The following is a 12103-nucleotide window of genomic DNA, read 5'->3' as shown; positions in this document are numbered from 1 at the left end:
TCGGCCGTTGATTTCACGCGGCGATTCGCAACTTCTGATGCTCGGCGTGTACTTCGCGCGGAGGACGGTAGCCAACTGCCGAGTGAAGGCGTTTGTGATTGTACCAGAATTCGATGTAGCGGGTGATGTCCTGCCGGGCTGCCTCGCGGGTCAGGTAAGTCATCCGTGATACACGTTCGTTCTTCAGGACACTGAAGAACGACTCGGCCATGGCGTTGTCGAAACAGATTCCGGTGCGGCCGGCTGATTTGCGGAGCCCGAGCTGACCCAGCGTCTTCCCGAACTCGGCTGACATGTAGTTACTTCCACGATCGGAGTGGAATATTGCACCTGGCGTGAACTTTCTGTTCCGTGCCGCATTGCGGATGGCCCGGGATATGAGAGGGGTTTGATAGTGGTCGCCCATCGCGTACCCGATGACTTCCTTGGTGCAGCAGTCGATGACGGTCGCCAGATACAGCCACCCCTCTCCGGTCGAAATGTAGGTGATATCATCGACAAGTTTCACTCCCGGCGCGTCGGCAGTGAAGTTCCGGCCGACGAGATCCGGTACCGGGCCGGGTGCGTGCTGGGTGAGGCCGAAGCGTTTCGGCTTCGGCTTCGGCTGGCAGGGCTCAAGGCCCAGCTCGCGCATGAGCCGGCGGACCAGCTCCAGGCCCGCGGTATGGCCCCAGCGGTGCAGCTGGGCGTGGACGCGCCGGTAGCCGTACGTGCTGTCAGCATCGTCGAATGCCTTACGGATGAGCAGCTTCACATTGTCGCGCCGCTGGGCCGTCGCGGATTCCGGGCGGCCGCGCCAGCTGTAGTAGCCGGATCTGGACACGTCGAGGTGATCGCACATGAACTCGACGCTATATGCGTACTCCACCGTGTCGAGCCGCATCTCATCGATGAACTCGTACTTGCTTGCTACCGGGATCCTTCGCGAAGCGCGCCGCGCATTTTTCAGGAAGACGTTCTACATCTCGACTTCGCGAATGCGTCGTTCGAGTTCCTTAAGGCGAGCCCGTTCGCTCAACGACAGTTCCGCATCGGCAGCCGGCTCATGCTGTTTCTGGTGCTTCTTCACCCAGCCTCGGAGGGTCTCCGGATTGATTTCGAGCTCACGAGCTGTCTCGGAGATGGTCTTGCTGGACCGGAGAGCGATCTGTACAGCTTCCTCGCGGAACTCCGGTGAATACTTACTGGGTGGTGCCACTTCTACTTCCTCGTTTCCTGTTCAGGGCAACCCTATGGGGTCCCTGTCCGGGAACTTCGAGGCACCTCAGGTGTGGCTGCCGCGTCCCACCCGGACCGTGACTGCGCTGCGCCGAGGCCTGTCCTATCGCGAGTTCCCAGATGACAGTCATCTCGATGGCTCGGGGTACACCATCCACCCCGGTGACGGTATCCCTTTCGCCTTCGAACTGCTGATGCGTCCGTATGCGTCTCTCCAGGTGGGCGACGAGGTCGCCGACGCCGCGGGCCGGGCATGGCGGTTCGGCGGCCCCTGGGACTGGACTGCCTTCGACGACGAGCCGGCCGGCGCTGGGCCTGCGTGGCCACTGATCCTGCTCACCTGAGCAGGGACGCCGTGCTCCGCCGAGGACGCTGAAGCAGTGGCTACAAGCACGGCGAGCGGCTCGCACTACGAGACGGTCCGAGACTGGATGGCGCTCACCGAGGCCTCGCCCACCCCCTGACCTGCCGGGACGTCTGCGGGGTCCCTCCGTGGTGAGCGCGGAGATGGCCCTTCGGGCCAACTGTCTTGCACGGTCACATCGTCGGTGTGGCCGGGTAGCCGGATCACGGCAACGAGACCCACATGACCCGTCGCAGCGAAGGTTGACCGTTCTCCGGGCTCGGCTTACGAGTGGCAGGTTTGAGCGGCGAGCCATCGGTCAGGCGGGAGGAGGCTGCCGACCTCGACGGGCCTTTCCGCCACTCAGGTGGGAGCCGCAGCTCAGGCTGGGTCCGGTATCGGCTAGCGGGATACGGTCGGAGAGCAAGCATCTCGCCCGGCCTGCTGGCGGGTTCGCACATCAGCGGGGGTTCGTCCGACCGAGAGGGAGCCGTGCCTGCTGACTTCGATATCGTCATCGTGGGGGCCGGAGCGGCCGGGCTGAGTCTGGCGTACCACTTGAGCGCCCCTGGCAGGGCCACGCCGCTGTCGGTCGCCCTTGTCGATGCCCCGCCGGGGCCGCTTCGGGCGCCGCCCCGGACCTGGTGCTTCTGGGAGCCGCCGGGAGGCGACTATGACTCGTGTCTGGCTGCCTCCTGGCGGCAGCTGCGAGTCCGGGCGGCCGACGGGTCCTGCACCGTGTCCCGGCTCGGACAGCTGCGCTACAAGATGCTGCGGTCGGACGCTTTCGAAGCGCTGGTCGAGCAGCGGTTGTCTCGCACGGCGGCCTTGTGCCGGATCGAGGCGGACGTGAGCGCCGTACGCGACGTCCCGTCCGACGGTGGCGAGGTCCTGACGCGGGACGCGCACGGCGAAAGCGTCCTCGTGCGCGGCCGCCTCGTCTTCGACTCCCGCCCGCCCCCTCGCCTGCCCCCTGCTCGCACCACCCTCCTCCAGCACTTCACCGGCTGGTTCGTCCGCACCGAGCGACCCCTGTTCGATCCGGCTACCGCGGACCTGATGGACTTCCGTACGCCGCAGCCCGCCCATGGGCTCTCGTTCGGCTATGTCCTGCCTCTGGATGCGCATACGGCGCTGGTTGAGTACACCGAGTTCTCCGCCTCCCCGCTGAACACTGACGGCTACCGGCGAGCCTTGTACAACTACACCGGCAGAATCATGAAACTGGGGCAACTCCGCGTCACGGCGCAGGAGCACGGCGTCATCCCGATGACGGACGGTCACTTCTCGTACCGGCAGGGGCGTTCGGTGTTCCGCATCGGCACGGCCGGAGGCGCGACCCGGCCCTCCACCGGCTACACCTTCGCCGCCGTGCAACGGCAGAGCCGAGCCATCGCCGCCCAGCTGCGCGCCGGACGGCCGCTGCGCATGCCTCTGCCGTACGGGCGACGGGCGCGAGCGATGGACGCGGTGATGCTGCGGGCTCTGGACGCTGGCCGGGTGGAAGGCGCTGACTTCTTCAACCGCCTCTTCCGCGGCGTTCCCGCCGAGCGGCTGCTGCGATTCATGGACGGCAGTTCGCGGCTGCATGAGGACCTGCTGATCGGCCTGCGGACACCGGTGGTTCCCATGCTGCGCACCGTCGTCGAACTCCCCGTCAGACCCCGGCGTGAACAACCTGCCACCTTGGCGTCCCCCTCACCTATCTCCCCGACCGACCACGAAGAGAGCACCCCATGACCCTGTTGCGCGGTGACGCACTGTCCGCGGCCTTCGACCGCGGATCCGCCGCCTACGACCGCCTCGTCGCGGCCAGCCCCGGCTACCACGCGCATCTGCGCCGATCGGCACGCCGGCTGGGACTGGCGGAGGAAGGATGCGGACTGAGCGTGCTCGACCTGGGATGCGGCACGGGCGCCTCCACAGCAGCCCTTCTCTCCGCTGCCCCGCACGCCCGGATCACCGGCGTCGACGCCTCCGGCGGCATGTTGGACCGGGCGAAGGCCAAGAGCGGGCTGGGCGGCGTCGACTTCGTGCACGCGCCGGTGGAGGAGTTGGCCGACCGGCTGCGACCCGGCTCCTTCGACGCGGTGTTCGCCGGATACCTCTTCCGCAACCTCGGTGACCCAGACAAGACCCTCGACCTGGTACGTAACCTGCTCGTCCCTGGCGGCCGCATTGCCGTCCACGACTACACGCTCAGCGGATCAACCGTCCACCGTGCCGTCTGGAACGCGGTCTGCACGGTCATCATCCAGCCCGCCGGACGGCTCGCCGGGGACGCCGAGCTCTACCGCCACCTCCGGGACAGCGTCACCCGGTTCGACACCGCGCCCGCCTTCGCCCAGCGGCTTCGCCGGGCCGGTTTCGCCGACGTACGCGTGTCGCCGCTGCCCGGCTGGCAGACCGGGATCACCCACACCTTCACCGCCCGTACCACCGCGGGCGCGGGGGAGGGGCCGTGATCCTCCTGCGGGGTGGCGGCAGGGACGACCGGCGTGGCCGGGACCGGCAGGCGGCGCTCGTGCCGGCCCACGCCGGCCGCCCCCGGTTCACCGGAGAGGCCCCCACGGTGGCCGTTGTCGGCGGCGGAATCGCCGGGATCGCGGCGGCCACCTTGCTGGCCGAACGCGGCGCGCGCGTCACGCTGTACGAGCGCGAACCGGGCCTGGGCGGACGGCTGGCGGGATGGCCCACCGAGCTCGCCGACGGCACCACCGTGACGATGAGCCGCGGGTTCCACGCCTTCTTCCGGCAGTACTACAACCTCCGCGGCCTGCTGCGCCGAATCGACCCGGACCTCGGCTCGCTGACCCGGCTGCCCGACTACCCACTGCGGCACAGCTCCGGCCTGCACGACAGCTTCGCCCGGATCCCGCGCACGCCTCCGCTGAGCGCGATGGGATTCGTCGCCCTCAGCCCCACCTTCGGCCTGCGGGACCTGATCCGGATGAACCCGAGGGCGGCTCTGCCGCTGCTGGATGTGCGGGTGCCCGAGGTCTACGACCGGATCGACTCCATCAGCGCCACCAACTTCCTCAACCGCATCCGCTTCCCCGAGGCTGCCCACCACCTGGCGTTCGAGGTGTTCTCGCGCAGCTTCTTTGCCGACCCGCGTGAACTATCGGCGGCCGAACTGGTGCTGATGTTCCACATCTACTTCCTCGGCTCCAGCGAGGGCCTGCTCTTCGACGTCCCCGACGAACCGTTCCCGACCGCCCTGTGGGATCCGCTGCACCGCCACCTCGAAAGCCACAGCGTCCGGGTGCGGACCGGGTGCCCCGTCCGCGAGGTGCGTCCCCTGCTCGGCAGCGGCCTCGACATCGCCACCGACGACGGCACCGACCGCCACGACGCCCTCGTCCTCGCCCTGGACAGCGGCGGCCTGCGCCGCGTCGTCGCCGCCTCCCCGGACCTGGGCGACGCCGACTGGCGCTCACGCATCGCCCGGCTGCGCACCGCACCGCCGTTCCTCGTCTCACGGCTCTGGCTCGACCGCCCCGTGGCGCGGGACCGGCCGGGCTTCCTGGGCACCAGCGGCTACGGACCGCTGGACAACGTGAGCGTCCTGAACCGCTGGGAGGGTGAGGCTGCCCGCTGGGCCAGTCGCACCAGGGGCTCGGTCCTCGAACTCCACGCCTACGCCGTCCCACCGGACGCCGACCGGTCCGCCGTACAGCACGCCGCGCTGCGGCAACTGCATCAGGTCTTCCCGGAGACCCGCAGCGCCCGCATCCTCGATGAGCGTCACGAGTGGCGGGCGGACTGCCCGATGTTCCCCGTGGGCGGCTACAGGGACCGGCCGGGCGTGCGCAGCCCCGACCCCGCCGTCACCGTGGCGGGAGACATGGTCCGCACCGATCTGCCGGTGGCTCTGATGGAACGCGCGGCAACGAGCGGGTTCCTCGCAGCCAACGCCCTGCTGGAAGCGTGGGGCGTACGCGGGCAGACGCTGTGGACCGTACCGCGCATGGGACGGTCGGCCGTCCTGCGCGGGCTCGCGGCACTGGGGCCCTCCTGACGGAGGGGCGGTGCGGGGCCTCACGAAAGGGGCCCGCACCGCCCGCTCGTCAGCCCGGGAACTGTCCGCTGTCGCGGAGCTGCCAGCGCCGCTCCGCGTACGCCAGGTCATCCCGCCACAACCGCCCGGCCGAGGCACGCATCAGGGGGCGCAGCAGCGGCGCGGCCGCCCGGGCCACGGCGAACCCGCGCCGGTCCGACGCCGCGACCAGCGCTTCCGTCACGACGGTGCGGGGCCGCCCTTGCGCGTCCGGAGCAAGGGGCGTGGCGTGCGTCTCCACCACGGACCCCGCGCCCTCGCCCTCGACGATGTGCATGACGACCGTACGGGGCTCGGGCGCCGTGAACCGGGCCCGCACCGGCACGACCAAGCGTCCAGCCACCTTGAACGACACGTCGACGGTGAACCCGTCGTCGTCCTCCGGGCGGTCGGCGGGCGTTCCGGTGACCGTCAGGTCCACGAAGGAGTACGGGTGGAACCATGCTCCGTGCCACGGGTCGAGGCGGTTGGCCACCACGTCCTCCGGCTCGCAGCGGCCGACGCCCGAGTAAACCGTCTCCACAGCCCCCCGGACCCCGGGCCGGGCCGGTACGTACGGCAGTTCCGAAGGGGGCTCCTGGCCCAGGCCGTCGAGCCGCACCCAGAGGAGCACCCCGTCGTCAAAGGCCGGGTAGGGCTCCCACCCGGCGAACGGCCCGCCGTCCAGGGCCAGTCCGTGCCAGTGGCAGACCAGCGTGCCGCAGCGGACCGGGCTGTCGCGCAGGGGCGCCCCCAGATGCGGGCACGCCCCGGGGCCCGCGCGGAGCTTGCCCGCGCCGTCGCGCCAGGCCACCACTTCGGTGGAGCCGACCGTGACCCCGAGCGTCCGGCCGGGAGGAAGACCGCGCGAGGCGCCGATGACGTACCAGTTGCCGGAAGGCCGGCTCTGCGCACGCTTCAGGGCCTGTGCGATCAGCGCCGGTTTTGCGTCCCGCCACGTCGGCGCCTGCCGCTCCCACGGCACGGGTGCGGACCGCAGCTGTAGCGGTATGCGCCTGGGACGCCCTGTCGCGGGGCTCATACGGTCTCCTTCCGCACCGCGCTCGCGGTCTCGGCCACCCGTGTACGGGAGGCTGTGAAAAAGCGCGTACCCGCGACCGGCCTCTCCCGGCGCCGCCCCACGGTGCGCACGGCGACCGCCCGGGCCAGTCCGTCCAGTGCCACGGCGGCCCGTCTCCGCCGTGGGACGACCGCCCGGCGGTGCAGGACCGCGTACCCGTCCGCCTCGATCGCGTCGAGGATGCCGCTGTAGAGCACGAACGCCGTACGGATGCAGGGCCGCGAGACCGGGTCGAGCATCGCGATCCCGGGCAGGGCGGCCCGGTAGACGGCCCGGTTGTGGGCTGCGGCGGCCCGCAGGACATCGGTGATCCGGCCGTCTCGAGTCCCCGCCCTCCGGCTCCACTCGAAGCGTTCCCGGTCCACCCCGTACGCCGCCAGCAGCTCAGACGGCAGGTAGAGCCGTCCCCGGTCCAGGTCCTCGCCCACGTCCCGCAGGAAGTTGGTCAGCTGAAAGGCGACTCCGAGCGCGGCCGCGTGCACCGCCGCCTCTTCACGCGGCCCCACCGTCCCGAGCACCGGCAGCATCTGAAGACCGATCACCGCGGCCGAACCGTGCATGTACCGGCCGAGCTCCTCGTACGAGGCATACCCGCCGACCGTCAGATCGCTGCGCATGGAGGACAGGAAGTCGGTGAAGTGCTGATGCGCGATGCCGTACCGCCCCGCCGTGTCGGCGAGCGCGCGGATCACCGGCTCGGTGGTCCGCCCGTGCCGCAACCCTGCGGCCAACTGGGCCTCCAGCGCCACCAGGGCCCGGGCGCGCTCCCCGGGGGTGGCCGTGCTGCCGAGATCGTCGACGATGTCGTCGGCCCAGCGGGCGAAGCCGTACAGGGCGTGAACAGCGGGCCGACGGTCGACGGGAAGGAGCCGGGTCGCGAGGAAGTACGTCTTGCCGTGACGAGCGTTGAGACCGCGGCAGCGGGTGTACGCGGCTCGGAGGGCGGGGTCGCGGATGCCCGCGGCATCCAGTTCACGGGCGGTCATGCGGCAGAACCTCTCGGGCGGGGTCGCGGAACGGAGGGCGGGCCGGTGATCCTCTGCGCCGCCAGTTTCCCGGAGATCAGGACGGTCGGCACGCCGACGCCGGGCGTGGTGCCACAGCCCGCAAGGACGGCGTTGACCGTGCCCCGCACCAGGTTGCCCGGCCGGAACGGGCCGGTCTGAGGGAAGGTATGGGCCACGGAGAACGGGGTGCCCGCCGCATGGCCCCGGGCGGTCCAGTCGACCGGAGTGACCAGCCCCTCCTCCTCGATCGCCGCGCCGAGCCCGGGCATCTCGCGGCGCTCCAGCTCGGCCAGCAGCTCGTCCCGGTAGCGGGGCCCCAGCTCGCGCCACTCCCGTACACCAGGCCCGACCTCGGTGTTCGGGCAGGGAGCCAGCACGTAGTGAAGGTGCCTACTTGGAGGTGCGAGAGAGGGATCGCTCGCGGTGGGACGGGTGATGAGGAGCGAGGGATCCGACATCAGCTCCCCGGAGCGGGTGAGTTCGTGGAACGTGCTCTTCCAGGCCGTGCCGAACGAGATGGTGTGGTGCGCCAGACCCGGCCAGGTGCGGTCTGTGCCCGCGTGCAGGATCACCGCGGACGGCGAGTGCCGCAAAGGAAGCGGCCGACGCGGGCTGCGGCCTAGCAGCCGGTAGCTGACGGGCAGATCGGGCGTCAGGACCACCGCGTCGCAAGCGATGCGCTCCTGGTCGGTGACGACCGCAGTGACCCGGTCACCCGAGCGCTCCAGCCGGGTCACGCTCTGCCCGAAACGGAAGGACGCCCCTGCGTCGGCTGCCGCGTCCGCCATCGCACGGGGCAGCGCGTGCATGCCACCCCGAGGGAAGTACACCCCAGCCACCGTGTCCATGTAGGCGATGACCGCGTACGCGGCCAGCGCCCGTGCAGGAGGCACACCCGCGTACAGCGCCTGGAAGGAGAACACCCTGCGCAGCCGTTCGTCCGAGACGAAGTGCCCGATCCGCGCATCGAGCCGGCCGAAACCGCCGAGAGCGGCGAGCCGGGCGAGGTCCGGGTGGACGAGCTGGAACGGCGAGTCGAAGTTGGCGTCGATGAAACGACGCATCTGCACCCGGTACAGGCGCTCCAGCCAGATCCGCAGGCGCCGGTATCCGACCGCCTGCCGGGCACCCGCAAACTGCTCGACAGAGGCCTCCATCGCCGCACCATCGGTGTGCACGTCGAGCTGGGATCCATCGGCGAACCGGGCCCGGTAGGCGGGATCCAGCCGGATCAGCTCCAGCCGGTCGGCCATCGGCTCCCCGACCGCGGCGAAGGCCTCCTCCACCAGATCGGGCATCGTCAGTACGGTCGGCCCGGTGTCGATCCGGAAGCCGCCCGTCTCCAGCAGCCCGGCCCGGCCGCCTGGGACTCCTTCCCGCTCAACGACCGTGACGCTGCGGCCCGCGCCGAGCAGGTGGAGCGCAGCGGCCAGACCTGCCAGACCGGCACCGACCACCACCACATGGTCGACGGGCCCCTTGACCGTAATCACCTGGGGCTGCCCCCTTCGGCCGCAGTCAGGAGCCGGGCGGCGGCTGCCGCCCCGTCCGTTTCGCCGGTGTGGAGCGCGGAGTGACCGGACCAGTCTCCGGAGACCGTGCGCAGCAGACCGAGCAGCTGACGGCCGCCGTGCGCCTCCACGTCAACGGCCTGTCCCAGACGATGAACGGCGTGGTCGTGAAGCCGCTCCGCCTCCCGCTCCACATGGGCGCGCGCCCCCGTCACCTCAAAGACGCCCAGCACGTCAGCGAGATCGTCCTCCGTCAGGTCGGCGTTGCCCGTGACCCGGCTGAGGACGGCCAGCGCTTCTTCGTCGCCCGCAGCTTCAGCCCACGTCCGAGCGACAGCCAGCAGGTAGGTCGGCTTCCCCTCCCGGATGTCGTCGCCGGACGGCTTCCCGGTCACCCCCGGATTACCGAAGACCCCGAGCAGATCGTCCCGCAGCTGGAAGGCGAGACCGGCGCACCGGCCGGCGGCACTCAGGGCTTCGGTGGTCCGCTCATCGGCTCCCGCGAGGGCGGCGCCGAGCGTTAGAGGCCGCTCGACGGAGTACGAGGCGCTCTTGAGCGAGGCGGTCCGCAAGGCTTGCACCACTGAGGACCCACCGCTGACCTGGCCGTGCAGATCAAGATACTGCCCGGCGACCATCTCGGTCCGCATGGCCCGCCAGAGGGTGCCGATTCTCCGACGCTGGGCGGCGGACAGCACGGTCTCCGCCACCGTGTCATCGGCCCAGACCAGTGCAAGATCCCCTGCCAGCACGGCCGCAGAGGAACCGAACGCGGACCCCCGATCGGAATGCGGCGAGAGCCCCGCATGCTCTGCCAAACCGACGTGTACGGCAGGCTGCCCCCGGCGCAGTCGCGAGCGGTCCATCACATCGTCGTGGATCAGTGCGCAGGTCTGGATCAGCTCCAGCGCCACCCCGAGCCGCAGAGCGGCCGCGGTCTCCGCCGCACCGCACGCGCGCATTCCCCACCACAGAAGGCGAGGCCGCATGCGCTTGCCGCCGTCGAGCGTGAAGTCGGCGACCCGCCGCGCCAACTCCTCGGAGAACAAGACGTCGTGCTCACCTGCCTCGGCGACCCGTTCACTCAGCACTGCCCGTGTGGTACTCAGGACAGCATGGACCACATCCGCGTCGACGACCTGCGCGTCCTCGGACGACGGGCCAGGCTGGCGGTGCTCCTTCGACTTGCCGGCCGGTTGCGAAGGCTCGCCGAACGAGTGCTCCGTGGGCTGGGAACGGCCCATCTCACGCCTTTCCGAGATCAGTGGTGATGACGAACGACTCGATACCCCGCTGCGCGTACCCCGTTCGCATGCGTTCGTGCACACTGCCGATCAGGAGTTCGCACCGCGCGGAAGCTGGCACTGATCAGAGACGATCACGCCAGCCGCCCAATCCCGGAGGAGAAACACCTCGGACACGACAGGACGGCGGCCACCACGCCCGAATGGCCCACGTGACGGGTGCCCGCTCCGCACACACCCGATGGGGGCTCTGCCCACCGGATCGGGGCTGTGTTCTTTCTCGGCACAGCCCGGTTGCCGAAACACTGACGCTGTCAACAAGGAACCTATCTCAGCCCACGGAACGCCGCGACTTGAGCACTGTCTGGCTTCGCACCCTGTGCCTGCTGCGATCGTGCCGGAATGCGTGGGGCCGCGACGGGCGCAACAGCGTCTATGGCCGCCGTGGGCGGATGACAATCAGGGAGCGTGCACATCATGGCGAAAGGCAAGAAACTCAAGAAGGGGGACTCAGTCTCCTGGAGCAGTCACGGGCAGACCGTTCCCGGCAAGGTGAAGAGAAAGATCACGGAGCGCGGTGAGGTCGCGGGACGCACGGTCAATGCATCGGAAGCAGAACCGCAGTATGAGGTTGAGAGTGAAAAGTCCGGCCGAACCGCTGTGCATAAGCCGCAGTCTCTGCGGAAGAAGGACAAGGGCTCCTGAAGCTGAGCCTCGATCCACCGCGTGATCTCTGATTGCGCGGTGGATTGCTTTCGGGGTGGATTCTCGGATTTGGGCAGTGGTGTTTTCCGGATGGCCGTTCCGGTGGCGGGTTCTCCGAGGTCTTTCGGGTCGTGGGCGGGCGGTCGGTCCGGCGGGTCAGGTCTGGGCGCGTTGTCCGGTGGCCGTCCACAGGTCGGTGAAGTCGTCGGCGCAGCGCCAGCGTTCGGGGAGGTGCAGGGTGATGGTGCGGGCGCGGGTGGCGAGGCGGGCCGGGATGTGGATCAGGTGCCGGCGGATGGTGCCGGTCCGCGCCTTGGCGTGGAAGACCGAGGCGAGGCGGCCGGCGGCGCGGGTGAGGTTGTGGGCGGCGGCCGCCAGGGTCAGCCAGGCGGCGTTCGCGGTGGACTTCCCCGAGGGCGGGTGGCCGAGGGCGGAGTCCTCCAGATCGGCAAAGACCTGCTCCACGCAGGCGTGTTCGCGGTGCATCGGCTCGGCCCGGGCCAGGACGAACGGACTGTCGGTGAAGATGACGTGGTGGCGCCAGACCCCGAACAGTTCGGCCTGCCCGTCGGGCACCGACTTCGGGTTCAGCCGCTTGACCCGGCGCACGATCAAGCGGGCCGTGGTGTGGAAGGTCTTCTTCTTGCTGGTGAACGCGGTGAAGGGGATCTCGGCGATCTCCGCGTCGGAGATCCAGCGGTCTTCCTCGCTGTCCCAGATCGCGTTCGTGTATGCGATCGCCGTCCAGGCGTCGGCGGGTATCTGCTCGATCGCGGTGCGGATGGTCTTCTTCACCGCGACCGCGAGGGAGAAGCGCACGCCGGCCTTGCGGCAGACGTCGACGACCTTGTGCGAGAAGTACGCCGAGTCGGCCCGTACGACGATCTGCGCGGTGGTGCCCATGGCCCGCACCGTGGACAGGGCCTCGCGCAGCAGACTGGCCGCCCCCTTCCCG

The 12103-nt window shown here is 69.8% G+C and carries 12 protein-coding genes; 5 read left to right on the top strand and 7 right to left on the bottom strand.

The window, feature by feature from the left end:
- Window positions 1–13: 13 nt before the first annotated feature.
- Together B9S58_RS16990 and B9S58_RS16985 are read right to left on the bottom strand one after the other, a co-directional pair.
- Window positions 14–892 carry an IS3 family transposase gene (locus B9S58_RS16990; RefSeq protein ID WP_258044653.1) on the bottom strand — a complete coding sequence of 293 codons (879 nt, stop codon included), beginning with the start codon at window positions 890–892 and terminating at the stop codon, window positions 14–16.
- A 66-nt stretch (window positions 893–958) separates the two neighbouring features.
- Entirely contained in the window at window positions 959–1198 is a 240-nt protein-coding gene (locus B9S58_RS16985; protein ID WP_103532942.1) for a transposase, read from the bottom strand.
- A 97-nt stretch (window positions 1199–1295) separates the two neighbouring features.
- On the opposite strand from B9S58_RS16985, the gene B9S58_RS39140 reads away from it, so the two are divergent.
- From B9S58_RS39140 to B9S58_RS16965, 4 genes are all read left to right on the top strand, one after another.
- Window positions 1296–1562, top strand: coding sequence for a hypothetical protein (locus B9S58_RS39140; protein WP_258044652.1), 267 nt, complete (start codon window positions 1296–1298; stop codon window positions 1560–1562).
- A gap of 491 nt (window positions 1563–2053) precedes the next feature.
- Entirely contained in the window at window positions 2054–3301 is a 1248-nt protein-coding gene (locus B9S58_RS16975) for a lycopene cyclase family protein (RefSeq protein ID WP_103532941.1), read from the top strand.
- On the top strand, window positions 3298–4026 hold the full coding sequence (locus B9S58_RS16970) for a class I SAM-dependent methyltransferase (RefSeq protein WP_103532940.1): 729 nt from the start codon (window positions 3298–3300) through the stop codon (window positions 4024–4026). The genes B9S58_RS16975 and B9S58_RS16970 overlap by 4 nt, the downstream gene beginning before the upstream one ends.
- Window positions 4023–5582, top strand: coding sequence for an NAD(P)/FAD-dependent oxidoreductase (locus B9S58_RS16965; RefSeq protein WP_258044651.1), 1560 nt, complete (start codon window positions 4023–4025; stop codon window positions 5580–5582). The genes B9S58_RS16970 and B9S58_RS16965 overlap by 4 nt, the downstream gene beginning before the upstream one ends.
- A 49-nt stretch (window positions 5583–5631) precedes the next feature.
- On the opposite strand, the gene B9S58_RS16960 is transcribed toward B9S58_RS16965, so the two are convergent.
- From B9S58_RS16960 to B9S58_RS16945, 4 genes are read right to left on the bottom strand one after another with little or no spacing between them, the layout of a single operon-like run.
- Complete coding sequence (locus B9S58_RS16960; RefSeq protein ID WP_103532939.1) at window positions 5632–6642, bottom strand: DUF5914 domain-containing protein; 1011 nt, start codon at window positions 6640–6642, stop codon at window positions 5632–5634.
- On the bottom strand, window positions 6639–7667 hold the full coding sequence (locus B9S58_RS16955; protein WP_103532938.1) for a phytoene/squalene synthase family protein: 1029 nt from the start codon (window positions 7665–7667) through the stop codon (window positions 6639–6641). The genes B9S58_RS16960 and B9S58_RS16955 overlap by 4 nt, the downstream gene beginning before the upstream one ends.
- Window positions 7664–9181, bottom strand: coding sequence for a phytoene desaturase (locus tag B9S58_RS16950; RefSeq protein ID WP_103532937.1), 1518 nt, complete (start codon window positions 9179–9181; stop codon window positions 7664–7666). Before B9S58_RS16950 ends, B9S58_RS16955 begins: the two co-directional genes overlap by 4 nt.
- Window positions 9178–10443 (bottom strand): polyprenyl synthetase family protein, encoded by a 1266-nt coding sequence (locus B9S58_RS16945; RefSeq protein ID WP_103532936.1) that lies wholly within the window; start codon window positions 10441–10443, stop codon window positions 9178–9180. The genes B9S58_RS16950 and B9S58_RS16945 overlap by 4 nt, the downstream gene beginning before the upstream one ends.
- A gap of 477 nt (window positions 10444–10920) precedes the next feature.
- Between B9S58_RS16945 and B9S58_RS16940 the strand changes: the two genes are divergently transcribed.
- Complete coding sequence (locus B9S58_RS16940) at window positions 10921–11148, top strand: DUF2945 domain-containing protein (RefSeq protein WP_103532935.1); 228 nt, start codon at window positions 10921–10923, stop codon at window positions 11146–11148.
- Between the two features lie 156 nt (window positions 11149–11304).
- Here B9S58_RS16940 and B9S58_RS16935 read toward each other — a convergent pair.
- Window positions 11305–12103, bottom strand: a 799-nt coding sequence (locus B9S58_RS16935; RefSeq protein WP_181009339.1) for a transposase, incomplete at its 5' end; no start/stop codon positions are given.

Origin of the sequence: Streptomyces sp. SM11 (assembly GCF_002910905.1) — a bacterium.
Taxonomy (GTDB): domain Bacteria; phylum Actinomycetota; class Actinomycetes; order Streptomycetales; family Streptomycetaceae; genus Streptomyces.
The sequence above is the reverse complement of the archived record's forward strand: the minus strand, read 5'-3'. Positions and strand labels throughout refer to the sequence as shown.

What these genes read in the sequence shown, in the direction of transcription:
- B9S58_RS16970 (WP_103532940.1), top strand. Translation starts at nt 3,298, where the DNA reads ATGACCCTGTTGCGCGGTGACGCACTGTCCGCGGCCTTCGACCGCGGA.
- B9S58_RS16960 (WP_103532939.1), bottom strand. Translation starts at nt 6,642, where the DNA reads ATGAGCCCCGCGACAGGGCGTCCCAGGCGCATACCGCTACAGCTGCGG.
- B9S58_RS16955 (WP_103532938.1), bottom strand. Translation starts at nt 7,667, where the DNA reads ATGACCGCCCGTGAACTGGATGCCGCGGGCATCCGCGACCCCGCCCTC.
- B9S58_RS16945 (WP_103532936.1), bottom strand. Translation starts at nt 10,443, where the DNA reads ATGGGCCGTTCCCAGCCCACGGAGCACTCGTTCGGCGAGCCTTCGCAA.
- B9S58_RS16940 (WP_103532935.1), top strand. Translation starts at nt 10,921, where the DNA reads ATGGCGAAAGGCAAGAAACTCAAGAAGGGGGACTCAGTCTCCTGGAGC.